At 54.9% G+C, this 22,954-nt stretch carries 21 protein-coding genes and 1 pseudogene; 11 read left to right on the top strand and 11 right to left on the bottom strand.

Features of this window, described 5'->3' with window-relative positions; translation table 11 throughout:
* Positions 1 to 31 precede the first annotated feature (31 nt).
* From kdpB to kdpF, 3 genes are read right to left on the bottom strand one after another with little or no spacing between them, the layout of a single operon-like run.
* Positions 32 to 2,089 (bottom strand): potassium-transporting ATPase subunit KdpB, encoded by a 2,058-nt coding sequence (kdpB, locus tag AC07W4_RS11985; RefSeq protein WP_495032547.1) that lies wholly within the window; start codon positions 2,087 to 2,089, stop codon positions 32 to 34.
* Positions 2,090 to 2,099: 10 nt separating this feature from the next.
* On the bottom strand, positions 2,100 to 3,794 hold the full coding sequence (kdpA, locus tag AC07W4_RS11980; RefSeq protein WP_495032546.1) for a potassium-transporting ATPase subunit KdpA: 1,695 nt from the start codon (positions 3,792 to 3,794) through the stop codon (positions 2,100 to 2,102).
* A gap of 8 nt (positions 3,795 to 3,802) precedes the next feature.
* A complete protein-coding gene (kdpF, locus tag AC07W4_RS11975) occupies positions 3,803 to 3,892 on the bottom strand; it encodes a K(+)-transporting ATPase subunit F (RefSeq protein WP_007899818.1) in 90 nt (29 codons plus the stop codon).
* Positions 3,893 to 4,298: 406 nt separating this feature from the next.
* Between kdpF and eat the strand changes: the two genes are divergently transcribed.
* The 3 genes from eat (at position 4,299) to AC07W4_RS11960 (ending at position 6,697) form a co-directional block, all read left to right on the top strand.
* Complete coding sequence (gene eat, locus AC07W4_RS11970; protein WP_495032545.1) at positions 4,299 to 5,663, top strand: ethanolamine permease; 1,365 nt, start codon at positions 4,299 to 4,301, stop codon at positions 5,661 to 5,663.
* Positions 5,664 to 5,804: 141 nt separating this feature from the next.
* Complete coding sequence (locus AC07W4_RS11965; protein ID WP_007985427.1) at positions 5,805 to 5,972, top strand: DUF2897 family protein; 168 nt, start codon at positions 5,805 to 5,807, stop codon at positions 5,970 to 5,972.
* Positions 5,973 to 6,139: 167 nt separating this feature from the next.
* A complete protein-coding gene (locus AC07W4_RS11960) occupies positions 6,140 to 6,697 on the top strand; it encodes a TetR/AcrR family transcriptional regulator (protein WP_008049032.1) in 558 nt (185 codons plus the stop codon).
* On the opposite strand, the gene fabF is transcribed toward AC07W4_RS11960, so the two are convergent.
* From fabF to AC07W4_RS11940, 4 genes and pseudogenes are all read right to left on the bottom strand, one after another.
* Complete coding sequence (gene fabF / locus AC07W4_RS11955) at positions 6,694 to 7,968, bottom strand: beta-ketoacyl-ACP synthase II (RefSeq protein ID WP_495032544.1); 1,275 nt, start codon at positions 7,966 to 7,968, stop codon at positions 6,694 to 6,696. The two genes, AC07W4_RS11960 and fabF, sit on opposite strands and share 4 nt — an antisense overlap.
* 31 nt (positions 7,969 to 7,999) lie before the next feature.
* On the bottom strand, positions 8,000 to 8,794 hold the full coding sequence (locus AC07W4_RS11950; RefSeq protein WP_495032543.1) for an SDR family NAD(P)-dependent oxidoreductase: 795 nt from the start codon (positions 8,792 to 8,794) through the stop codon (positions 8,000 to 8,002).
* Positions 8,795 to 9,034: 240 nt separating this feature from the next.
* Positions 9,035 to 9,370 (bottom strand): ComEA family DNA-binding protein, encoded by a 336-nt coding sequence (locus AC07W4_RS11945; protein ID WP_495032542.1) that lies wholly within the window; start codon positions 9,368 to 9,370, stop codon positions 9,035 to 9,037.
* Positions 9,371 to 9,482: 112 nt separating this feature from the next.
* Positions 9,483 to 10,009, bottom strand: a pseudogene (locus AC07W4_RS11940) (polysaccharide biosynthesis protein); the annotation flags it as partial.
* A 940-nt stretch (positions 10,010 to 10,949) separates the two neighbouring features.
* Here AC07W4_RS11940 and AC07W4_RS11935 point away from each other — a divergent pair.
* The 8 genes from AC07W4_RS11935 to AC07W4_RS11900 all read left to right on the top strand — a co-directional run bounded on the left by AC07W4_RS11935 (position 10,950) and on the right by AC07W4_RS11900 (position 17,511).
* Positions 10,950 to 11,408 (top strand): hypothetical protein, encoded by a 459-nt coding sequence (locus AC07W4_RS11935; protein ID WP_495032541.1) that lies wholly within the window; start codon positions 10,950 to 10,952, stop codon positions 11,406 to 11,408.
* 66 nt (positions 11,409 to 11,474) lie between these two features.
* Positions 11,475 to 12,923, top strand: a complete 1,449-nt coding sequence (locus tag AC07W4_RS11930) for a glycosyltransferase family protein (protein ID WP_495032540.1) — start codon at positions 11,475 to 11,477, stop codon at positions 12,921 to 12,923.
* Positions 12,920 to 13,999: an acyltransferase family protein gene (locus AC07W4_RS11925; protein ID WP_495032539.1), complete on the top strand. Its 1,080-nt coding sequence runs from the start codon at positions 12,920 to 12,922 to the stop codon at positions 13,997 to 13,999. Before AC07W4_RS11930 ends, AC07W4_RS11925 begins: the two co-directional genes overlap by 4 nt.
* Positions 13,996 to 15,087: a DegT/DnrJ/EryC1/StrS family aminotransferase gene (locus tag AC07W4_RS11920; protein ID WP_495032538.1), complete on the top strand. Its 1,092-nt coding sequence runs from the start codon at positions 13,996 to 13,998 to the stop codon at positions 15,085 to 15,087. The genes AC07W4_RS11925 and AC07W4_RS11920 overlap by 4 nt, the downstream gene beginning before the upstream one ends.
* A gap of 13 nt (positions 15,088 to 15,100) precedes the next feature.
* Positions 15,101 to 16,033 carry a glycosyltransferase family 2 protein gene (locus AC07W4_RS11915; RefSeq protein ID WP_495032537.1) on the top strand — a complete coding sequence of 311 codons (933 nt, stop codon included), beginning with the start codon at positions 15,101 to 15,103 and terminating at the stop codon, positions 16,031 to 16,033.
* Positions 16,026 to 16,985 (top strand): WxcM-like domain-containing protein, encoded by a 960-nt coding sequence (locus tag AC07W4_RS11910; protein WP_495032536.1) that lies wholly within the window; start codon positions 16,026 to 16,028, stop codon positions 16,983 to 16,985. The genes AC07W4_RS11915 and AC07W4_RS11910 overlap by 8 nt, the downstream gene beginning before the upstream one ends.
* Positions 16,986 to 17,007: 22 nt before the next feature.
* Positions 17,008 to 17,367, top strand: a complete 360-nt coding sequence (locus tag AC07W4_RS11905) for a GtrA family protein (RefSeq protein ID WP_495032535.1) — start codon at positions 17,008 to 17,010, stop codon at positions 17,365 to 17,367.
* A gap of 24 nt (positions 17,368 to 17,391) precedes the next feature.
* Complete coding sequence (locus AC07W4_RS11900) at positions 17,392 to 17,511, top strand: UDP-N-acetylglucosamine 2-epimerase (protein ID WP_495032534.1); 120 nt, start codon at positions 17,392 to 17,394, stop codon at positions 17,509 to 17,511.
* A 176-nt stretch (positions 17,512 to 17,687) separates the two neighbouring features.
* On the opposite strand, the gene AC07W4_RS11895 is transcribed toward AC07W4_RS11900, so the two are convergent.
* The 4 genes from AC07W4_RS11895 to AC07W4_RS11880 form a co-directional block, all read right to left on the bottom strand.
* Entirely contained in the window at positions 17,688 to 19,676 is a 1,989-nt protein-coding gene (locus AC07W4_RS11895) for a polysaccharide biosynthesis protein (protein ID WP_495032589.1), read from the bottom strand.
* A 79-nt stretch (positions 19,677 to 19,755) separates the two neighbouring features.
* Entirely contained in the window at positions 19,756 to 20,772 is a 1,017-nt protein-coding gene (locus AC07W4_RS11890; RefSeq protein WP_495032533.1) for an MraY family glycosyltransferase, read from the bottom strand.
* Complete coding sequence (locus tag AC07W4_RS11885; protein WP_495032532.1) at positions 20,772 to 21,755, bottom strand: UDP-glucose 4-epimerase family protein; 984 nt, start codon at positions 21,753 to 21,755, stop codon at positions 20,772 to 20,774. Before AC07W4_RS11885 ends, AC07W4_RS11890 begins: the two co-directional genes overlap by 1 nt.
* Positions 21,752 to 22,906 (bottom strand): glycosyltransferase family 4 protein, encoded by a 1,155-nt coding sequence (locus tag AC07W4_RS11880; RefSeq protein WP_495032531.1) that lies wholly within the window; start codon positions 22,904 to 22,906, stop codon positions 21,752 to 21,754. Before AC07W4_RS11880 ends, AC07W4_RS11885 begins: the two co-directional genes overlap by 4 nt.
* Positions 22,907 to 22,954 lie beyond the last annotated feature (48 nt).

Raw genomic sequence — 22,954 nt, 5'->3', positions numbered from 1 at the left:
ATTCACAGGAAAAACCTGTGGGGGTGTCAGGTCAAACCAGATGAAACGCCGTCAACAGCATGTCGATCGCCTTGATGCCCACGAACGGCACCAGGATCCCGCCCAGGCCATAGATCAGCAGGTTGCGCCGCAGCAACGCCGCCGCACTCGCCGCCTGCACGCGCACACCACGCAATGCCAGGGGAATCAGCACCACTATGATCAACGCGTTGAAAACGATCGCCGACAGAATCGCGCTCTGCGGACTGCTCAGTTGCATCACGTTGAGCACGCCCAGTTGCGGGTAGATCGCGGCGAACAGTGCCGGAAGGATCGCAAAATACTTGGCCACGTCATTGGCGATGGAAAAGGTCGTCAGCGCCCCACGGGTGACCAGCAATTCCTTGCCGATCTGCACCACGTCCAGCAGCTTGGTCGGGTCGCTGTCGAGGTCGACCATGTTGGCCGCTTCACGAGCCGCTTGCGTGCCGTCGTTCATCGCCATGCCGACGTCCGCCTGGGCCAGGGCCGGGGCGTCGTTGGCACCGTCGCCGCACATGGCGACCAGACGACCGTCGTTTTGCTCGTGACGAATGCGCGCCAGTTTTTTCTCCGGAGTGGCTTCCGCCAACACATCGTCCACACCCGCCTCGGCGGCGATGGCAGCGGCGGTCAACGGATTGTCGCCGGTGACCATGACGGTGCGGATTCCCAGCTTGCGCAACTCGGCGAAACGCTCGCGGATACCGGGTTTGACCACGTCCTTGAGGTGGATCGCCCCGAGCAACTTGCCGTCGGCACACACCAGCAACGGGGTGCCGCCGCTTTGGGCGATCTTGTCGATTTCACGGGACAACGGTGCAGCCAGATCAGCGCGCTTGAGGCCCACGAACGCCAACAACGAATCCACCGCGCCCTTGCGGTACACGCGCCCTTGATAGTCGACACCGGACAAGCGGGTTTCAGCACTGAACGGCACAGCGGTCAACAGCTCGGCGGATGGCTCTGCCTGAGGGTGAAGGCCACGCAAGTACTCGACGATGGACTTGCCTTCAGCCGTGTCGTCGGCCAGCGACGCCAGCAACGCGCCTTCGGCCAATTCCCTGGCTGTTACGCCAGGCGCGGCATACACCGCCGAGCAACGACGATTACCGAAGGTGATGGTGCCGGTCTTGTCCAGCAGCAGCACGTGCACGTCCCCCGCCGCTTCTACCGCACGACCGGACTTGGCGATCACGTTCAGGCGTACCAGACGATCCATGCCGGCGATACCGATGGCCGACAACAAGCCGCCGATGGTGGTCGGAATCAACGTGACCAACAACGCCACCAGGAACACCAGCGGCAGGCTGCCATTGGCGAAGTGGGCGAACGGTTGCAGGGTAACGACCACCAGCAGGAAGATCAGGGTCAAGCCGATCAGCAGGATATCGAGCGCCACTTCGTTCGGGGTTTTCTGGCGTTTGGCGCCTTCGACCAGGGCGATCATGCGGTCCAGGGTCGACTCACCGGGGTTGGCGGTGATCTTCACCAGCAGCCAGTCCGATACCAACCGTGTGTTGCCGGTGACGGCCGAGCGGTCGCCACCGGACTCACGGATCACCGGCGCCGATTCACCGGTAATCGCCGCTTCATTGACCGCCGCGATGCCTTCGATCACCTCGCCGTCACCGGGGATCATCTCCCCCGCTTCGACGCGCACCACATCGCCTTTACGCAGGTTGGCGGCGGGCACCACCTGAAAGCTGCCGTTGCCGGTCTTGCGCCGGGCGCTGAGGCCTTCGCTGCCGGCCTTGAGGCTGTCGGCGCGGGCCTTGCCGCGACCTTCGGCCAGGGCTTCGGCGAAGTTGGCGAACAGCACGGTGAACCACAGCCACACAGCGATTTGCGCGGCGACGAAAGTCGGCACCGCCGTGTCAGGAATAAAGCACAGCACGGTGGTCAGGATCGCGGTAAGTTCAACGACCAGCATCACCGGCGCACGTTGCAATTGCCGTGGATCGAGCTTGACGAAGGCTTGCACCAGCGCCGGACGCCACAGGGCCGAGATCGCGGTTTTCGGTTGTTCCGGTGCCTTTACGGTGGCCGGTTTAATTACGGGCATATTCATCAAATAGTCCTCAGAAGCCCATGCTCAGATGTTCAGCAATCGGGCCCAGCGCCAAGGTCGGCAGGAATGTCAGGCCACCCACCAGCAAAATGGTCACAGTCAGCAGGGTTACGAACAGCGGGCCGTGGGTCGGGAAGCTGTTCTGGCCAATCGGTGCGGTTTTCTTCATCGCCAGGCTGCCGGCCAGAGCCAGCACCGGGAGGATGTAACCGAAGCGACCGATCAACATGCCCAGGCCCAGCATCAGGTTGTGAAACGGCGTGTTGGCACCGAAGCCACCGAACGCCGAACCGTTGTTGGCACTGGCCGAGGTGTAGGCGTAGAGCAGCTGACTGAAACCGTGAGCACCAGGGTTGCTCACCGCGGCCACCGGACCTGGCAGGCTGGCGGCAATCGCGCCGAGCACCAGCACGCCAATCGGCATGACCATCAGGGTCACCACCAGCAATTGCACTTCTTTGGCTTGCAGTTTCTTGCCGAGGTATTCCGGAGTACGACCGATCATCAGGCCGGCGAGGAACACCGCGATCAGCACGTTGAGCAACATGCCGTAGAGCCCGGCGCCGACGCCGCCGAAGATCACTTCGCCCACCATCATGTTGACCAGCGCCACCATGCCGCTCAGCGGGTTGAGGCTGTCGTGCATGCCGTTCACCGAACCGTTGGACGCGGCCGTGGTGGTCACCGACCACAACACAGTGGCGGTAGTGCCGAAGCGCGCTTCCTTGCCTTCGAGCGGCGCGGTCTGTTCGACGGCGACATTGTTCAGGGCCGGGTTCGGCTGGTATTCGGCCCACAGCGAAGTCGCGCCGCCGATCAGGAACAACGCCAGCATGCAGGCGATGATCGCGCGGCTTTGCCGCAGGTCCTTCACGTAATGGCCGAAGGTAAACACCAGCGCGACGGGGATCAGAATGATCGAGGCCATTTCGAACAGGTTGCTCCAGGCCGTCGGGTTCTCGAACGGATGCGCCGAGTTCACGCCGAAGAAACCGCCACCGTTGGTGCCCAATTGCTTGATCGCAATCTGACTGGCAGCAGGCCCCAGCGCAATCACTTGGTCTACACCCTGCATCGTCACCGCATTCACGTACTGCGCGAAAGTTTGCGGCACGCCCTGCCAGACCAGATACAGCGCCAGCAGCAGGCACAGCGGCAGCAAGCCGTAGAGGGTGGCACGGGTCATGTCGACCCAGAAGTTGCCCAGGGTCCGGGTGGATTTGCGGCCGATACCGCGACACAGCGCGACCAGTACCGCCAGGCCGGTGGCGGCGCTGACGAAGTTTTGCACGGTGAGGCCGACCATCTGGCTCAGGTAGCTCAGGGACGCTTCGCCGCTATAGGCCTGCCAGTTGGTGTTGGTCATGAAGCTGACGGCGGTGTTGAACGCCAGCGTCCACTCCTGGCCCGGCAGGTTCTGTGGATTGAGCGGCAGGTGGTCCTGCAACAGCAGGATCGTGAACAGCAGCAGGAAACCCGCGAGGTTGAAGGCGAGCAAGGCCAGCGTGTACTTCTGCCAGCTCTGTTCAGCCTGCGGATCGACGCCGGCCAGACGATAACAACCGCGTTCGACCGGACCGAGAACCGGCGTCAGCCAGGTGCGCTGCCCTTCCATCACCTTGTAGTAGAAGCGCCCGAGAAACGGCGCCGGGACCAATACCAGGGCGAAAAACCCGAGGATCAGCCAATAGTCATAACTGTGCATAGCCGCTCCTAGTTCCGGTCCGCGCGCAGCAGCGCAACCAACAGATAAATGAACAGCCCCACTGCCAGCAGCAGCGACACCCCGTCCAGAACGCTCATGGAAGTTCTCCGTGTTACGGCGTATTGCCGCGTGTGGAGTCATTGTCGGTAAGGAGGCTGTAAAGGAACGAGACCGAGGGTGCGGGCGGGGCATAAAGAAAGCGTAAAGAGTGGGTTTATGGCTTTGTTACAGCGAGGTTTGATGGCGCATGCGCGGGCCTCATCGCGATCCCACATTGGAGATGCGTCAGCCCATACAACATGGCTCCACTGTAGGAGCGAGCTTGCTCGCGATGGCGGCACAACAGACAACAACGCACCCAACTGGCGCATCAAAAAGCACGCATCCAGCAGCGATCATCCCCGATACGACAGCTTTCAGCGCTTTACGACGCAACATCACAAAATGGCACGCCCACTGCACTGGCCTCCCCCGAGCTTTCCAAACCACTCAGGGAGCAAACCCATGAACACACAACTCAAACCCACGCTGGGCACCTTGCACCTGTGGGGCATTGCGGTCGGGCTGGTGATTTCCGGAGAGTATTTCGGCTGGAGCTATGGCTGGGGCGTGGCCGGAACCCTGGGCTTTCTGGTGACCTCTTTCATGGTCGCCACCATGTACACCTGCTTCATCTTCAGTTTCACCGAGCTGACGACCGCCATTCCCCACGCCGGCGGTCCATTTGCCTACAGTCGTCGCGCCTTTGGCGAGAAAGGCGGGTTGATCGCCGGGCTGGCGACTCTGATCGAATTCGTCTTCGCCCCACCGGCGATTGCCCTGGCCATCGGCGCCTACCTCAATGTCCAGTTTCCAGCCCTGGACCCGAAACACGCGGCAGTCGGTGCCTACATCGTATTCATGGGCCTCAATACCCTCGGCGTGAAACTGGCAGCCACCTTCGAACTGGTGGTCTGCGTGTTGGCTGTCGCTGAATTGCTGGTGTTCATGGGCGTGGTCGCCCCGGCATTCAGTTTCAGCAACTTCGCCCTCAATGGCTGGGCCGGCTCCGATGTTTTCGGTACTCCGGCGATTGCCGGGATGTTCGCGGCGATCCCCTTTGCAATCTGGTTCTTCCTCGCCATCGAAGGCGCAGCCATGGCCGCCGAAGAAGCCAAGGACCCGAAACGCACGATTCCCAAGGCTTACATCAGCGCAATTCTGACCCTGGTGCTGCTGGCGATGGGCGTGATGTTTTTCGCCGGGGGCGTCGGCGACTGGCGTACCCTGTCGAACATCAACGACCCGCTGCCCCAGGCGATGAAAACCGTGGTTGGCGAAAGCTCGGGCTGGCTGCACATGCTGGTGTGGATCGGCCTGTTTGGACTGGTGGCGAGCTTCCACGGGATCATCCTTGGCTACTCGCGGCAGTTCTTCGCCCTCGCCCGGGCCGGTTACCTGCCGGCGTCCCTGGCCAGGCTGTCGCGCTTTCAAACCCCGCACCGGGCGATCATCGTCGGCGGTGTCATCGGCATCGCAGCCATCTACAGCGATGGCTTGATCAACCTTGGCGGCATGACGTTGACCGCCGCGATGATCACCATGGCTGTCTTCGGCGCTATCGTGATGTACATCATGAGCATGCTCAGCCTGTTCAAACTGCGTAAAACCGAGCCGAACCTGGAACGCACCTTCCGTGCCCCTTGCTACCCGCTGGTGCCGTTCATTGCACTGATGCTGGCCGTGGTGTGCCTGGTGGCGATGGCCTGGTTCAACACCTTGATCGGCGTGATTTTTCTGGGCTTCATGGCGGCAGGTTTCGTGTACTTCATGCTCACCGCACAACTGCGCGCCGACGCGCCGGCGGATGCGATGCTGACCGGACTGTGAAAGCGTTCGGGTAGACCTCGAGTAACAGGCATAGAATGGGGATGATGGCGATGGAACTGCGATGAAACCCCATCACTCAAAACGGTATGCACGATCGGTTGGCGACCCCTCGCCGACCGCCTGCTTTTCAAGGAGAGTCCTATGCCCTGGTATGCCTGGTTGATCCTGGTCGTTGCCATCGGCTCGATCGTTGGTGGTCTGATGCTGCTGCGCGACACCGCCAACAAGGTCGAACTGACCGAAGAACAACGCAAGCGCGTCGCCGAACGCAATGCGGAAATGGACGCCAAGGAAGCGCAGGACCGCTGACTGAAAACCCCGCCTTGGACGGCGGGGTTTGTTTTTGCGTGGCTTCCCCTGAAATCATGCCGCTTTGTACCCATATCGAAGCATCTGCATGCTTTTTAGACGTAGAAGTACAGTCACCATGCAATTTTCATTGGTTAATATGGGCCGCATTGATGCGGAGATATCAGATGCGTTACTCGCAGGACCATAAAGCCCAGACCCACCAACGCATAATCAAGGAAGCTTCAGCGCGATTTCGACGCGACGGTATCGGCGCGACCGGGCTGCAACCCCTGATGAAAGCACTGGGCCTGACTCACGGTGGTTTTTACTCGCACTTCAAGTCCAAAGATGAACTGGTAGAAAAAGCCTTGCAGGAGGCTGGCGCACAAGTCGACGAGTTGTGCGCGCAAATCTTCGCCGAGGAAAAGCCACTCGAAGCCTTCATTGACGCCTACCTGTCCGAATGGCATCAAACCTCACCCCACGAAGGCTGCCCTCTGCTGACCATTTCTTCGGAACTGGGGCTGCGTGGTCAACCGAGTCCGACCAGCGACGTCGTGCTCCAGGCGCGACTCGATCAGATCCAGCACACCCTTGAGGGTGAGCACACCGCCGACCGCAGCATCGTCATCATGTCTACGCTGGTCGGCGCCTTGCTGTTATCGCGCAGCGTCGCCGACGCCGAGTTTGCCCAACGGATTCTCGACGTCGCACGCGAACACCTCAAGCACTCGCAGGATTAACCCTGCCAACGTTTGAACAGCACACTGGCATTGACCCCGCCAAATCCGAAGCCGTTGGACAGCGCATATTCGATGGCCATCGGCCGCGCGTTGCCATGAACGATGTCGACACCTTCAGTGGCAGGGTCCGGGTTCTCGAAATTGAGGGTCGCCGGTGCAACCTGGTCACGGATCGCCAGCAGCGTAAAGATCGCCTCGATTCCCCCCGCTGCACCGAGTAAATGCCCGGTCGCCGACTTGGTCGATGTCACGGCAATGCCGTTTTGCGCACCGAACAACGCCTTGATCGCCGCCAGCTCACCCAGATCCCCCACCGGAGTCGAGGTTGCATGGGCATTCAGATGCTGAACCTGAGTTGGTGAAACACCGGCCTGTGCCAATGCCAACGACATCGCCCGTCGCGCACCGTTGCCGTCTTCGGGTCCGGCAGTCAGGTGAAAGGCATCGGCGCTGGTGCCGTAGCCGACCAGCTCCGCCAGGGGTTGAGCGCCCCGGGCCAGCGCATGGTCCAGAGACTCGATGACCAGCAGCCCGGCCCCCTCCCCCATGACAAAACCATCGCGACCACTGTCGAAAGGTCGCGAAGCGCGCTCAGGCGTTTCGTTGTAAGCGCTGGACAAGGCGCGAGCAGCCGCAAACCCGGCCAGGCTGACCCGATCGATCGCCGCTTCCGCGCCGCCGCACACCGCGATATCCGCCTCACCTGCACGAATCAGCCGCGCCGCGTCGCCAATCGCCTGAACCCCGGCGGCGCACGCCGTGACCGGCGCTCCCAATGGCCCCTTGAAGCCATGCTGGATCGACACATGACCTGCCGCGAGGTTGACCAGGAATGAAGGGATTGTGAATGGGGACAAACGTCTCGGACCACGGCTATCGGTAGTGCGCACCGCGTCGGCGATCGCGCCGAAACCACCCACACCTGAACCGATGATGGTGGCCGTGCGCTCCTGGGATTCGGCATCCAGCGCTTGCCAGCCGGCCTGCTCCAGTGCCTGACGCGCCGCTTCCATGGCGAACAGGATGAAGCGGTCCATCTTCTTCTGTTCCTTGGGTGGGGTTGCCCGGTCCGGATCGAACCCCGCCTCGGGATCATCCGCCAGCCCAGGCACTGCACCGCCGACCGTGGCCGGCAGATCGGCCACCACCTCTTGCGGTAAATTGCGCAGCCCGGAACGCCCGGCCAGCAGCCGCTCCCAGACCGCTTCGACACCGCTCCCCAGCGGTGACACCAGGCCCATGCCCGTTACAACCACTCGACGATCATTCATACCAAATACACCTCAAGCCGATTGATGGCGCTTACCGATAACGGGCTGCGGCCTTGCTTTTCGAAAGGTTAGGCGCCATCACAAGACGCGCCGCCACGAACGCATCCCAATCCGCCGCATCAGGCAACGAAGGAATGGTGATGAGTTCACCCTGATCCAGACCCGATAACGCAGCATCGACCATCTCACCCGCCTCCATCACCATTTCCGCAGGAATCTGCGACGCATCGATACCGGAGCGCTCCCAGATCTCGGTTCGTGTCACACCGGGCAGCACCGCCTGGATCTTCACTCCAGTGCCATTCAGTTCGGCGCTCAACGATTGAGTCAAGCTCAATACATAGGCCTTGCTGGCGCTGTACGTCGCGTTGAAACGCTCGGGAAACAATGCCACAACCGATGCGATATTGACGATCGTGCCGCGCCCGGCCTTGGTAAAGCTGGCCGCAGCGGCCGACGCCAACCGCGTAACCGCCGTGATGTTGAGTTGAATCAAGCGCTCAAGTTGGTCCATATCGGCATTGGCCAGCAAACCATCCGCTGCCACACCTGCATTATTGAGTAGCAGGCTAATACTCGAATCACTACGCAAACGCTGCTCGAGCTTGAGCAGGTCCTCCTTTTGAGTCAGGTCCGCTTTAAGCACCTCTACCCGAACACCATGCTCGGTGCGCAGTTTGCTGGCTGCGGACTCCAATCGTTCCTGATCGCGGGCAACCAGTAACAGATCAAAACCGCGTGCCGCCAAACGCTCGGCGTAAACCGCACCGATACCCGACGAAGCACCGGTGACGAGGGCCGTACCTGGGGACTGAACAGAATTCATGGCAGTGCTCCTGAGAAACGCAAAGAGAAAACCAGCGCCTGTGTTTCAGGACGCGGTGACGGAACGTCGATTTATTATAGGCATAATTTAAGCAATATATGATAGTCGTAATTTTATAATGCTGACAGAGGGTCAGTCTCAATGATCGGGGCCAGAAACAGTCAACGCCCGGAATGTTCCCACTTGCCAGAATGCAAAAAAGCCGGTCAATGACCGGCCCCTTGGCGTAGATTTACAAGTTTAGTTCACCTCAAGCTTATCGCGGTTTTTATCGAGAATGGCTTTGCCGATACCCTTGACCTCAAGCAGTTCGTCAATTGAAGCAAAGGGTCCATTAACCTCACGATACGCAACAATCGCTTTCGCCTTGGCCTCGCCCACACCGGACAGTTCGCGGTGCAGTGTCGCTGCATCCGCCGCATTGAGGTTTATTTTGCCGGACTGCTCTTTCTCTGAAGCCTCCATCACCACAGGAGGATTTCCAGCTTCCTGTTTGACTGCAGGTGCAGCTACGACGGCAATTGAAGTGCCGGTCAGCAGGGCAAAAACGAGAGAGTAGAAATAGCCAGTACGCATAAATGACGCTCCATGACATCGATTGAGAAAGCAGCTTTTCCGAAGCTGCCTTCAAAACTTAGGTGATGTCTGGAGCGTGTCAAAAATGTGTCCGTTACAGCATGTGAAACAATCAGGGCTCGAGACGGCGCAGCTGGTAGATCCAGTCGACGATATCGCCATCGGGGTGTAGCCGCTGACGGCTTCGCATAACTGGCGTACGCGGGAATAGTCGTCTTTTCGACTGCTGTGAGAAGCTCAGCCAACCGGCCTTTTAAAACGTCCCAAGGCGGATGGTCCTCATTGGCACTCATGAGCATCGGATGATCGGTAGCCGATATGTTGTCACCAATCAGCAACTCTTCATACAACTTCTCGCCAGGACGCAGCCCCGTGAACTCGATGGAGATATGACCATGAAGTTTTTTCGAAACGAACGCTTAAGCCGAAAAAATGAATCATTTTCTCAGCCAACTCGACAATCCTCACAGGTTCGCCCATATCGAGAACAAACACATCATCACCTTGGCCCACGGAACCTGCCTGAATCACCAGTTGCGCTGCTTCAGGAATGGTCATGAAGTAGCGAGTGATTTCAGGATGCGTGACTGACAATGGACCGCTGATTTTAATCTGCCGGTGAAACAGCGGAATCACAGAACTGTACCAATAAACCACAAGGGCCAGAATCAAAGAGGAAAGGCTGACAGCCTTGATGATTGCGAAAGGCATCATTACCGCATTACCGCACGGTACCTGCCGAAACGTATGTATAGAGGAAAGGCAAGCAACGGCGCGCAGGCGAATAGCCAGAAATGAACCCGCAACGGGTTATACATATCATCGATGCCCAGACGCACAATGAAGGCGAGCCAGGGCGCCGGGGCAGACTCAGCAGGAAAACCCTGAATTTTCCACAAGATGTATAGTCGCCCCTTCCGACCATGCCGCTGCGCAAAATGCGTCTTGCTGACGACCGCAATGCCCCGTTGTGATCTGGATCCTCGGTGCTACTCGCTTCCTGCAGTAAGACGACCCGATGTCGTACGCAGAGGTTGCCTCGGGCCTACCTATCTATATAGCCATCAGCCAAAATTTTACAGTTGGATGAAAAAGTCGCGAAAAAATATCCATCCTCCCCATCCACCCGTGGTGTTTCATTTATTTAACACCTTCTCTTGACCGTTTGTTTTCCGTATGGCCGTACCCGTCAGAAACGGCAAAAGGCCTCGGTATCCCTTGGTTCTAGGCACTTGCAATGGTAAGCCCCTCCTGAAAAGAACCTGCTGCACCTGCAACCATCACCGCTTAGGAAAACGGCGATTACAAGGTGAAATGGCACAGTCCAATACGCTACCATGCGCGACGCGGTTGAGACGCTGGGCTCACAGGGGCCAAGCGAAACCATTGAGCAACCTATCGCATCCCTTTGTTCAAGGCGTAATACGTATGAATTTGTATCGACAACAGTGTATCAAAGCAAATTCTGACTTACCTGACCAATGGACAACAGTCTTCATTGTCAATACTTGAACGTCGACAGGCCACCTGTACAAGAAGTCGAGCCACATTACTAATGCGAAATTACTCAGCAAACCCCGTGGAAATGATAAGCAGCTTTTGGCGCAACAAACGGCTGACAATGCAGTTGAGTAAACGCGATTTGCTTGGCCGTTATCGCGGTTCGACATTGGGTTTGTCATGGTCTTTTTTCACCACCATTTTAATGCTGGTTATTTACACGTTCGTTTTTTCGGTAGTTTTCAAGGCACGCTGGGGTGTATCGGCAGATGAAAGTAAAACCGACTTCGCCATCATTCTTTTCGTTGGTTTGTGCGTGATGTTCACGCGAAAAGTGTATGAAAAGGTCGGCCCACTGAATGAGGCCTCCGGTCGAGGATTCTTCGAGGACGATGACTATTGCCGCCGTGTAGAGCAGCCAGGCCCAAGAATTGTGTGTGTGCGGAAGATGTGTTTATTCACCATCACATGTCTGCGTCCTTCAATAAGCTTAAAAGCGCCGATCGTCAGGCTCTGTTCGAGCAGAACACAGCATTAAACTAAGCCAAGTGGGGCACGTGGACGCCACACACTTACAAAAACATGGGAAAAAATGAGCAGCTCAATGAACCCGATGCAAAAAACGATTATTTCAAGGCATATGAATCTCCTTTCATATGCATTAATTTGTGCCATCTTCTATGTAATGGCGTACTACTCAGTTTCAGCCTTGCTGCCAAGCTCCATTCCTGTTCATCACGACGATTACGCCAACTATGCGCTGGCTTCAGGAGGTTTGGCCTGGTCGTGGAACCGTCCGCTGTCGACCTGGGCGATTTACATATTTTCCTCCATGGGACCTGACTACCTGATCTGGGCTGTCAGGATCTTCACCGCCACCTACGTATTCCTGTGCTGGAAGATCCTGGTTCAGGTCTTGCAACCTCGCCAGTACTGGATAACTCTGGTGCTGTTTGCGGTAGCTTCGCTATCCAGCCCTATCGTCGCCGAATACGCTCGTTACACAGGTATGGTGACGCATATGATGTCGGGCTGCCTGGGTCTCGCAGCCGTATATTTCGTGTTCAAGGATGATCGTGAGACCAGTAACGTCTGGCTGTATGCATCAGTGGGGTTGCTGTTGCTGTCCACACTGGCCAAGGAAGACTTTATTCTGTTCTATGCGTTTTCTTTCGCGTACATTCTGATCAAGTCGAACAACCCGGTCAAAAAACGCATCATCGTTGGCCTGATCGGCCTGGCAGTATCACTGCTCATGGTTGCAGGCGCGAAGTTCCTGGCCGCTTCCAGCTTCCTGGGCGAAAACGGTGCCCACTCCCCATACTACCTCGATACCTCGGTGACCAGCGTGGCAGCCACGGTGTGGCGCTACCTGACAGGCACCGGACATTCGACCATGATTGGCCACGGGCGCATCGTTGCGGCGGCAATAGTCTTTTCCGCAATTGTGGCGCTGTACGTGCTGGTGCGTGACAAACAGATCCCGAAAACACTTTATATAGTTGGGGCGGCGTTGACACTGATCGCCCCTTATTCCGTCCTGCCGAACCACGTGAATCCGTACTATGAGTTGATCTGGTTGCCTTTCATCATTGGCGGCGTCTATGTCGCACTGACAGAATTGTTCAAGACCAACTCCGTGAACCCGATTAGCGCTTATGTAACCTGCGCGTTGCTGGCGGCTCTTACCATCCTGTTGTATGTGGTAGACACTCCAGGCCGATCCAGCATTGCCAATTGGTACAACGTTATTGCTTCAGACAATTCCCGAGTGTTCAAACAACTTGATGAAAATAGGACCGCCATCAATGCCGCGCCATCCGTGTGCGTTTACGGCGCCGGTGCTTTCTCACCGTGGTACATGCACAGTGGCCAGTATCTGGACACTTTGATGGGTCTGCATACTGTCTGGAATATCGTTGTCGACAAGAACTCTCCGCTCTATCCGGGCTTCCAGCAGGGGGCGGGTTTATCCCATGGAAAGGTCGTCGTGACAGACAAAGCAGATGCAAATGCAAGCTGCATAAAAATTTCGATCGCCGAGGCTAAATGATGCGTACGCTGGCGGATCTATTCGTTGGAAAGAACAACAATCTGACCTTTATCCGGCTAGTAGCCGCGCTTGCGGTCATCTACGGCCATACTTCGGCGATTGTTGCCGGTGCCCCATCAGACTGGGTAGCGGTCACCACAGGTTACGCATTTTTTGGCGGAATTGCAGTCGACCTGTTCTTCCTGATCAGCGGTTTTCTGGTTACGGCCAGTATCCTGAACAGCGGCGTGAAGAGCTATGTCATCTCCCGGGTGCTGAGGATTTTTCCGGCACTTTGGGTCAATCTGATACTAGTGACGTTTGTGCTGGGCAGTATCGTCACCACATTGTCCGTATCGGACTACCTCACCAACGGCGAGGTCTGGTCTTACTTCAAAAACCTGGCATTTGCCTACCAAGGTGCTTTTTTCCTGCCGGGCGTATTCACTCAAAATCATAATCACGCAGTGAACGGTTCGATCTGGTCGGTAGTGATCGAAGTCTGGCTATATGTCGTTGTCCTGTTCTTTTACCTCTTCGGCTTGATGCGCAATCGTGCCGTGTTCAATACGTTGTTTTTCGTTCTGATTGTGGTGATTTGGAACAACCAGGCCTCTCTGCCGGCGGCATTCGGTTCGACGATGTTGCATGTCTGCCTGTTGTTCTATATCGGCTCGTTTCTATACATCAACCGCGACAGCGTACCAGTCAGTCCGTACTTTTTACTGATCGCACTATTTCTGGCCGGCATTACGCTGGGTACTGGAAAATTTGCCTATGGCTACATACTGCTGCTGGTGACGTTCTTCTGTTCAGTCAGCTTCCTGAAACAATTCGCATGGATGGATAAGTGGGGAGATTACTCTTACGGCGTCTATCTTTACGGCTGGCCGGCACAACAGCTGACCGCCTGGGCATTCCCACAGTTTTCAGGGACTCAAAACTGCCTGGTTGCCAGTACGATCGCCTTGACTTGCGGTATTGCCTCTTGGCATCTCGTCGAAAAAAGAGCCATGCGTCTAAAAAAGGTTTTCTTCAAAAAACCTGAAACGTCAGCAATCAATTCCGGATTGAATAACCAAGGAGCATTGATATGATCCCCCTCTTTTCCGATGTAGCAATGAATAAAAATCTGGACTTCCTTGGTGCAGTTAAAAAGGTTCTGGACCGCCACTGGTATGTTCTGGGTGAAGAAGTGACTGGTTTCGAAGCGGAGTTCGCCGCCTATGTAGGCGTCGAGCACTGTGTGACCATGGCAAACGGCACAGACGCAATTGAGATTGCCCTGCGCAGCGTCGGTGTTGAGCGTGGTGATAGCGTAGTTACCGTGGCCAACGCCGGCTTCTACAGCAGCACGGCTATTCATGCCATCGGCGCCACGCCACTCTATGTCGACATCGACCCGTCCAGCATGACCATGTCGGTTGAGGCCCTATCAGAGGCACTCAAACACAAGCCCAAGTGCGTGATTGTCACTCACCTCTACGGTCAGTTGGCAAATATCAAGGAATTGCTGGCTCTGGCTCATGCGGCCGACGTGAAATTGATTGAGGATTGCGCACAATCTCACGGCGCACAGCGCGATGGTCGTCAGGCCGGAAGCTTTGGTGATGTGGCTTGTTTCAGTTTCTACCCCACCAAAAACCTCGGCGCCATGGGTGATGGTGGTGCAGTTGTGACCAGCAATAAGGAGTTGGCCGCACGCCTCAAGACCCTGCGCCAATACGGCTGGTCTTCCAAGTATCACGTTGGGCATGCCGGCGGCAAAAACAGTCGCCTGGATGAAATGCAAGCCGCGATTCTACGGATCAAGCTGCCGTTGCTCGACTCCTGGAACGCTGCGCGCCGCGACATCGCTTTTCGCTACAATGCCGCCTTTGCGGACCTGGGTTTCGAAGCTTTGCCATCGGTCGACGAGTCATACGCCGCACACTTGTATGTCGCGCGCATTCAGAATCGTGATGCGCTGCGTGAGTTCCTGAAATCCCAAGGAGTTACCACTGACGTTCATTACCCGGTTCCGGACCACCACCAAGCGGCCTATGCCGAGCCCCATGTTGTCGGCTCAATGGAAGTGACCGAAAGCACATGTAAAAACCTGGTGACCCTACCTTGCTTCCCCGGCATGACCGATGAAGCGGTAGAGACCGTCATCACAGCTGTGAAAAAATACTTCGAACAATAAGGAGCATCGTCGCTTGCTAACTTTAGTCATTCCTGTTTACAAAAACGAAGGCTCATTGCCGGACTTGTTGATCGCCATCGATGGACTGAACAGCAAATTAGCAGGCGATTTCGAAGTGGTCTTTGTGATCGATGGCAGTCCAGACCGATGCTACGAGATCTTGCGGGATGAGTTACCCAAACAACGCTTCGAGTCCCGCCTGGTCTTGCTCTCCCGCAACTTCGGCTCGTTCCCGGCCATTCGGGTAGGTCTTGAGGCCGGTCGAGGTGATCGTTTTGCGGTCATGGCTGCCGATTTGCAGGAACCACCGGAACTGGTGCTGGAGATGAACACGCAACTGCTCACCGGGCAGTACGATGTGATTCTCGGTGTCCGTGAAGGTCGGGACGACCCCCTTCTGTCGCGTATTGCCTCCAAAACATTCTGGAACCTGTATCGACGCTATGTAGTGCCGGAAATTCCGGAAGGTGGCGTAGATGTATTCGGCTGCAACAAAACCTTTCGCGACACGCTGCTGACCCTCGATGAAAGGCACAGTTCGTTGATCGCACAGATTTTCTGGCTGGGCTATCGTCGCAAGACTATTTCCTACAACCGCCTTAAGCGCGAGCACGGCAAGTCGGCATGGACGTTCTCCAAAAAAGTGAACTACATGATGGACAGCATTTTCGCATTTACCGACCTTCCCATCCGCCTTCTGACACGTTTGGGTGGTGTAACTACCCTTCTGGCTGCCAGTTTCGGTATCGCCGTAGCCATTGCGCGGCTTCTTGGACTGATTACAGTTTCAGGTTACGCAATGACCATTAATGTCATCGTCTTTCTGGGGGCAGCCAACCTGTTGGGCCTGGGGATCGTAGGTTCATACGCATGGCGTACCTACGAAAATACCAAGGCCAGGCCGTTAGCCATCCCGATGAGGACAGAGAATTTCAATCATGAATAATGAAAACGCCGAGTATTTCGTTCACCCCAAAGGGCTTTGCGAATCCCCACATATCGGCAAGGACACTAAGATCTGGGCTTTCGCGCATGTATTGCCCGAAGCCCGTCTCGGCTCCGAATGCAACATTTGCGATAACGTCTTTATCGAGAACGATGTGGTCATTGGTGACCGCGTCACGATCAAGTGCGGAGTTCAAGTGTGGGATGGTATCGAGATCATGGACGATGTGTTCATTGGCCCCAATGCCACTTTCACCAATGACCGCTTCCCGCGCAGCAAGCAGTATCCGGATGAATTCCTGCGCACCATCGTCAAGACCAAAGCGACCATCGGTGCCAACGCCACCATTCTCCCCGGCCTGACCATTGGTGAAAACGCCATGATCGGCGCTGGTGCCGTTGTAACCCGATCCGTCCCTCCGTTTGCGATAGTCGTCGGCAACCCGGCCAAGATCATTGGTTACGCTGACGCCGTCGAGAGTACCAACGAGAGCATGAAGGTCAGCGCCTCGTCGAAACCGGCAGTGACCGGCACCAAAGTGTCCGGAGTCACATTGCATACCTTCAAGGCTGTTCCTGACCTGCGTGGCAGCCTGTCGGTGGGTGAATTCGAACGCGAGATTCCGTTCAACCCGAAACGCTATTTCCTGGTCTATGACGTACCCACTGCCGATACCCGTGGCGAGCACGCTCACCACCAGTGCCACCAATTTCTGATCGCAGTCAGAGGCAGCATCCGCGTAGTCGTGGATGATGGCGAGACGCGTGAAGAAATCACACTGGATCGCCCTAACATGGGCTTGTACCTGCCGCCCAAGACCTGGGGCATTCAGTACAAGTACTCAGCCGATGCAATGTTGTTGGTGTTCGCATCCGACTATTACGACGCGGACGACTACATCCGCGACTACGGTCAGTTTGTCGATCTGATTAAATCTCAAAAGCGGGTTTGAGCGGATGTCGCGGCGAAAGACGTTGACAGACCTGATCAAATTTGTTGTTGGTGGAGGCATCAACACCGCCTTTACCTTCGGCCTGTACTTCGGCCTTCAGGTCGTATTGCCTTATCAAGTGGCATACGCCCTGGCCTTTGCCACCGGCGTAGTATTTTCCTATTGGTTCAACGCAACGGTCGTTTTCAAGACCCCCGTCAGTTGGAAAGGCTTCTTTGCCTTTCCACTGGTATACCTGGTGCAGTATCTGTTGTCAGCAGCACTGTTAAGCGTCTTTGTCGAGCGCTTCAGCATTCCTCAGAGCGTTGCACCGCTGGTCGTCATTGTGGTGACTATCCCCGTTACTTTTGTGATGACGCGCTGGTTCCTGCGTCGAACATAAGGTGATACCACCACTGTTTTCGCTTTGGCTCTGGCATGTTTTTATCGCCGAATTCCGTTTGCCCATGTTGAAGCAGGCCTGCGTACCAGGGACATGCAGCCCCCTTCCCGGAAGAAGCCGGCCGTGTATTGGCCGGGTGTTTGACGACGGCAATTGAAATGCTGGTCAGCAGGGCAAAAACGAGAGAGTAGAGATAGCCAGTCCACATAAATGACGCTCCATGACATCGATTGAGAAAGTAGCTTTTCCGAAGCTGCCTTCAAAACTCAGGTGATGTCTGGAGCGCGTCAAAAATGTGTCCGTTACAGCATGTGAAACAATCAGGGTTCGAGGCGACGCTGCTGATAGATCCAGTCGACAATCTCGCCGTCGGGGGTATAGCCGCTGACGGTTTCGCGCAGGAGTTGGCGGACGCAGGAGTAGTCGTCCTGCTCGACTGCAGCCAGCAATTGCGCCAGCTTGACTTTGAGAACCTCCCAGGAAAGGTAGTCCTCAGTGGCGGTCATGATCATTGGATGAGGCGTTGCGGCTACGTTGTCGCCGATCAACAACTCTTCATACAGCTTTTCACCAGGGCGAAGTCCGGTGAACTCAATCGCGATATCTCCATGGGGATTTCTCTCCGAGCGCACACTGAGACCGGACAGGTGGATCATTTTTTCCGCCAACTCGACAATCTTTACCGGCTCGCCCATGTCCAGAACGAAAACGTCGCCTCCCTGCCCCATTGAGCCTGCTTGAATCACAAGCTGGGCCGCCTCGGGGATCGTCATGAAATAGCGAGTGATCTTCGGATGCGTAACCGTCAGTGGGCCACCGAGTTGAATCTGCTTGTGAAATAGCGGGATGACTGATCCTGAAGAGCCCAGGACGTTGCCGAATCGAACCATCGTAAAACGGGTTTTATTGACCCGCGAAACATTCGAGGCGTCCCCAAACAAAACAGGTGCCAACTCCTGGCTCAACGCCTGTAGCGTCATCTCAGCCAAACGTTTGGTGCTACCCATGACGTTGGTTGGCCGTACTGCCTTGTCCGTTGAGATGAGTACAAAATTGGCAACGTTGGCCTGCAACGCAGCCTGCGCGGTATTCAGCGTACCGATGACGTTGTTGAGTACACCTTCGGCAATGTTGTGCTCAACCATCGGGACATGCTTGTAAGCTGCAGCGTGGTAAACCGTATCGACACGCCATGTCTTCATCACGTCCAGCAGCTTTTCCTGATTACGGACAGACCCAAGGATCGGCAGCAACTTTACAGGCAAAGACTCGCGTGCAACCCGCTGCTCCAATTCGGACATAATGCTGTAAAGATTGAACTCACTATGCTCAAACAACAAAAGCGTAGTGGGTCGCAGCAGCAGTATCTGGCGGCAAAGTTCAGAACCGATCGATCCACCTGCCCCCGTCACCAGCACGACCTGGCCCCTGATGCAGTGCTCGAGCAAATTGCTTTGCGCAGGCACGGCATCGCGCCCGAGCAGGTCCGCAATATCCACTTCCTGAATGTCGTCTACTTTTACACGACCGCTCGCCAGATCCATAAAGCCGGGAACACTTCGGACATGCAGCGGAAAGCCTTCCAGGTACCCTAATATTTCACGACGCCGCGCGCGATTTGCCGACGGGATGGCCAGAAGGATTTCCTGAGCCCCGGTAACATCTATCATCTTCTCGATATGCTTGGGCTCGTAAACATGCAATCCGGAAATGACCCTGTCAGCAATACTGGTGTCGTCATCGATAAACGCGACAGGTCTCATCAATCGCCCCATGCGAAGCGCTGCTACCAGTTGATTCCCCGCGGCACCTGCCCCGTAGATTGCAACCTTTGGCAACCCTTTGTCTCTGTTCGTAAACGGGACATGCTGGGCAGCAGTAAACCAATCGCCAAGAAAATACTGGCGCATTGCTAGTCGCAACCCACCGATCATCAATAAGCTGAGCCACCAATAGTTAAAAATGATCGAGCGAGGAATAACAGTCTGATGATTGCTATACCAATAAACCACGAGCCCGAGGATCAGCGACGAGAGACTAACCGCTTTTACGATTTCAATCAGTGCGTCGTTTCCGAAGTAGCGCAAAACCGCACGATACAATCCGAAGCGAATGAACAGCGGAATCGCGACAATCGGTGCACACACGAATAACCAGGTGTGCGCCCGCAGTGGATTTACGATCTCGTCAATACCCAAGCGAACGACGAATGCCAACCAAAGCGCAGCCCAGACCAGAAAAATATCGGTCGCAACTTGCATCAGCCTTTTTTGGCGCCGCGGAAGCTGCAGTAGCCATTGGCGAAGCATCTCAATATCCTTTTCAAATAAAGCAAACGACAAGCTTAAAGCTCAAGCGTGTTTATCTCAAACAACTTCAAGCGACACATCACACTTCGCGCTGACCAGCTTTGAATCGCAATGCCAGCACAAGCAAGGGTACATAAGCCACCAACAATCCGACGAGACCATCAAGCAGGCCTATCGCCACCAGTATGGCAATTGGTAACAGCCAAACCACATTTATACCGGTTACTGAAAGCGTTACAGGTAAATGGCTTCCGTACTGACGTGACGCGTACTGATAAGCATGACTGCGATGCGCCTCGTAAACCTTGTCGCCTCTAATCAGTCGAACGAAAAGCGTGCATGTCGCGTCGACAATGAACGCGCCCAGGAGAATCAGCCACCCCCAAAACAAAGCGGGGTTTACCCACGCTGCCTGCAATGACAGAAAACCTAGCGTTATGCCCAGGAAACCGCTACCGGCATCGCCCATGAAAATTCGCGCCGGAGGGAAATTCCAATACAAGAAACCGGCAACAGCCAGCGCGAGCGCCACCGGCCCCCACACAGAACCGGGATTTCCTGAAACGATGTACAGGATTGCTCCACCCAGGCAAACAAAAATGGCTTCCATACTCGCCAATCCATCGATCCCGTCCATAAAGTTGTACAGGTTCAATAACCAGACCAGATAGAAGCTTCCAAATAAATACGCCGCCCATCCTAGATCGATGGCCATGCCGAACAGGTGAATCGCCGGCATTCCGTTGAAAATCACCATTCCGATGATTGCCGACGAAAAATGGCCTAGCAGTCTCCAACGTGCCGGGATATGACCGTGATCGTCGAGAAAACCAATGATCGCGACAAGTCCCCCGGGCACCAGGACAGCCAAGGCGACGGACCATTGAATCTGTTGAGTCACAGCAAGAAAAATCGCACTCAAAAGGAAGGAAACCACGATCGCGACCCCTCCTCCCCTGGGGGTGGGTAACACGTGGGAGCTCCGCGCGTTTGGGACATCAATAAGGCTATTGGACAATGCATATCGACGTAGAACAGCAGTGCCTACCAGAGCGCCAAAAAACGCCAAAGGTAAAATCCAATATAAGTTCGTCATCAGTGATGTTCCAAAAATTCTTTGGCTGTTTTGTCTAGAGCGTCTTCGACTGATACTGCTGGGTACCATCCAAGAAGATGCTGGGTCTTTTGTATGTCTACTTGCAGTGATCCACACAAACGCTGGGAAAGTGATCGACGTCCCAAGGCAACAGCACAAAATGCCAACATCTTTGCAGGAACCGGAAGCAGCCGACTCTTGACCCCTAGCGCCTTGGCAGTACGTTGTAATAATTCAGTTGTAGACAAATCAATGCCATCACTGACCAAAAATGTTTGTCCTGCGGCATTGGGGTGCTCAATGCAAACCATAATCAAACTGACGAGATTGTCGAGTGAAACCAAACTTCGCTTGTTATGAATAGAACCAAATGGCAGCGGAATACCCTTGTAGAGCCAAGCCATCATATTTCTAAAATTAGCTTTTACACCAGGGCCATAAACCAAGGTAGGCCGAATGATGACAACTTCCATACCAGTTTCTTTCGAAATAACCCGCAATGCGTCTTCGGCTTCTTTTTTGGAAACACCATAGGCATCGGATGGGGCAGGCTTATCGTCAGCGGTAAACGGCTTATCGCAATTTGTCTGCTCCCCGTTTACCTTTATGGAACTGATAAAAACAAAACGTTTAACTCCCGCTGCGGCAGCCTGCCGAGCAAGATTGATTGTGCCTTCAACATTAACCTTCCTGAACTCGGCTAACGCATCCTGCTCTACTTCCTTCATAACGTGAACCCGTGCGGCAGCATGAACAACAACTGCAGCGTCCTTTACTCCAGCACTCCAATCAGTAGCAGAGGATATATCCGGGACTGAAAACATTGACGAAGAAAGTTGTTGGCCATCTTTTTTTGAACGCACGACAGCCACTGGGAAATATCGCTCGACTTTATCCAGCGCACTCACCACCGCGGATCCGACAAAGCCACTTGCCCCTGTAACTACGATACGTAGGGGGACCTGAACTGAATCAATAGTCAATTAAAAAACCTCTTATATTCGTTAATCAACAGTTCAGAGCAGGTATTCGCACTGAATTCGGTAATGGCCCGCATTCTCGCAGCCTCCCCCATCGCCTCCAGTAATCGAGCATCATTCAATATCGAAACAATGGCTTGCTCAAGTGAAGCAGAATCCCTGACAGGAACCAAAATTCCCGTCTCGCCATTTACTATCGCATCTGACAAACCGTAAATATCAGTGCCTACCGTAGGGGTCCCCATGGCCGCTGCCTCAATGACAACGGTGCCGAAGCCTTCGCGATAGCTGGGTAGACATAGCAGGTCCGCCAGAGCCATATACTTTTCAGGTTCGTTTGAATAACCGACAATTTTAAGGTTACGAGTCAAGTCATCCGTAGAGGCGCTGGCGACAATTTCTTCGGCATCGGCTTCAAATGGCCCTACCAGAATGAGAAATACACTTTTATCGGCACGTACAATTTCACCAAATGCCGCCAAAAGTTCTCTGATTCCTTTGTCTGGAGTAACTCTCCCGACAAACAATAGTATTTTGCTGCCCTCCGGAATACCAAGACCACTTCGCAAATCGGCCAACTCCTCCACGCCGTAACGAGAAGAATCAAACCGATCAAGATTTATGCCTGCCAATGACCCACTTCCTAGAACGGAAATTTTTTCAGCTTTTATTACACCGCTGGAAACAAGAAAATTCTTTTGGCTTATACTGTCGGCATAACAATGTGTATTCAGTACTCCTATAACTTTATCACAAAACTTCAGTATTAATTTTTTGGCTCCACCCATCGTCACCCAAGGCTGTCCGGTAAAGGTATGCAGACGGACTTCAGTACCCGATAGAAAACCCGCAATTGCACAAAGCAACCCTGCTTTCGGTGTCGTAGAATGAACGACATTGAATTTTTTGCTTCTGAAAACCTTAATCAGCGATATCAAACTTAACAAATCCTTTACAGGATCTATCTTACGCTCAATATTTACAGGTATATAATTCGTACTTTCCGCTAGCTGACTACTCATTTCATCGTGACTAGCAATAACAGTAACCGCAGCACCAGAAGCTGCCAACGCGTCAATCTGCGCTTTCAACTGTGTTAGAACAAAAAAAGGAACAGTTGAAACTCGAGCAATTTTTAAGTTTTTATCCTGCACTATGAATCCCCCCTCTTAACACCTTGGCTCCGTCCATTACCCGGCGTC

This window comes from Pseudomonas sp. GW821-FHT02A08 (assembly GCF_059422045.1).
The sequence above is the reverse complement of the archived record's forward strand: the minus strand, read 5'-3'. Positions and strand labels throughout refer to the sequence as shown.

Bases quoted from the DNA above. Each gene is read 5' to 3' on its own strand.
- kdpB (WP_495032547.1), bottom strand. From the start codon at position 2,089: ATGAATATGCCCGTAATTAAACCGGCCACCGTAAAGGCACCGGAACAA.
- kdpA (WP_495032546.1), bottom strand. From the start codon at position 3,794: ATGCACAGTTATGACTATTGGCTGATCCTCGGGTTTTTCGCCCTGGTA.
- kdpF (WP_007899818.1), bottom strand. From the start codon at position 3,892: ATGAGCGTTCTGGACGGGGTGTCGCTGCTGCTGGCAGTGGGGCTGTTC.
- eat (WP_495032545.1), top strand. From the start codon at position 4,299: ATGAACACACAACTCAAACCCACGCTGGGCACCTTGCACCTGTGGGGC.
- AC07W4_RS11965 (WP_007985427.1), top strand. From the start codon at position 5,805: ATGCCCTGGTATGCCTGGTTGATCCTGGTCGTTGCCATCGGCTCGATC.
- AC07W4_RS11960 (WP_008049032.1), top strand. From the start codon at position 6,140: ATGCGTTACTCGCAGGACCATAAAGCCCAGACCCACCAACGCATAATC.
- fabF (WP_495032544.1), bottom strand. From the start codon at position 7,968: ATGAATGATCGTCGAGTGGTTGTAACGGGCATGGGCCTGGTGTCACCG.
- AC07W4_RS11950 (WP_495032543.1), bottom strand. From the start codon at position 8,794: ATGAATTCTGTTCAGTCCCCAGGTACGGCCCTCGTCACCGGTGCTTCG.
- AC07W4_RS11945 (WP_495032542.1), bottom strand. From the start codon at position 9,370: ATGCGTACTGGCTATTTCTACTCTCTCGTTTTTGCCCTGCTGACCGGC.
- AC07W4_RS11930 (WP_495032540.1), top strand. From the start codon at position 11,475: ATGAACCCGATGCAAAAAACGATTATTTCAAGGCATATGAATCTCCTT.
- AC07W4_RS11925 (WP_495032539.1), top strand. From the start codon at position 12,920: ATGATGCGTACGCTGGCGGATCTATTCGTTGGAAAGAACAACAATCTG.
- AC07W4_RS11920 (WP_495032538.1), top strand. From the start codon at position 13,996: ATGATCCCCCTCTTTTCCGATGTAGCAATGAATAAAAATCTGGACTTC.
- AC07W4_RS11910 (WP_495032536.1), top strand. From the start codon at position 16,026: ATGAATAATGAAAACGCCGAGTATTTCGTTCACCCCAAAGGGCTTTGC.
- AC07W4_RS11895 (WP_495032589.1), bottom strand. From the start codon at position 19,676: ATGCTTCGCCAATGGCTACTGCAGCTTCCGCGGCGCCAAAAAAGGCTG.
- AC07W4_RS11890 (WP_495032533.1), bottom strand. From the start codon at position 20,772: ATGACGAACTTATATTGGATTTTACCTTTGGCGTTTTTTGGCGCTCTG.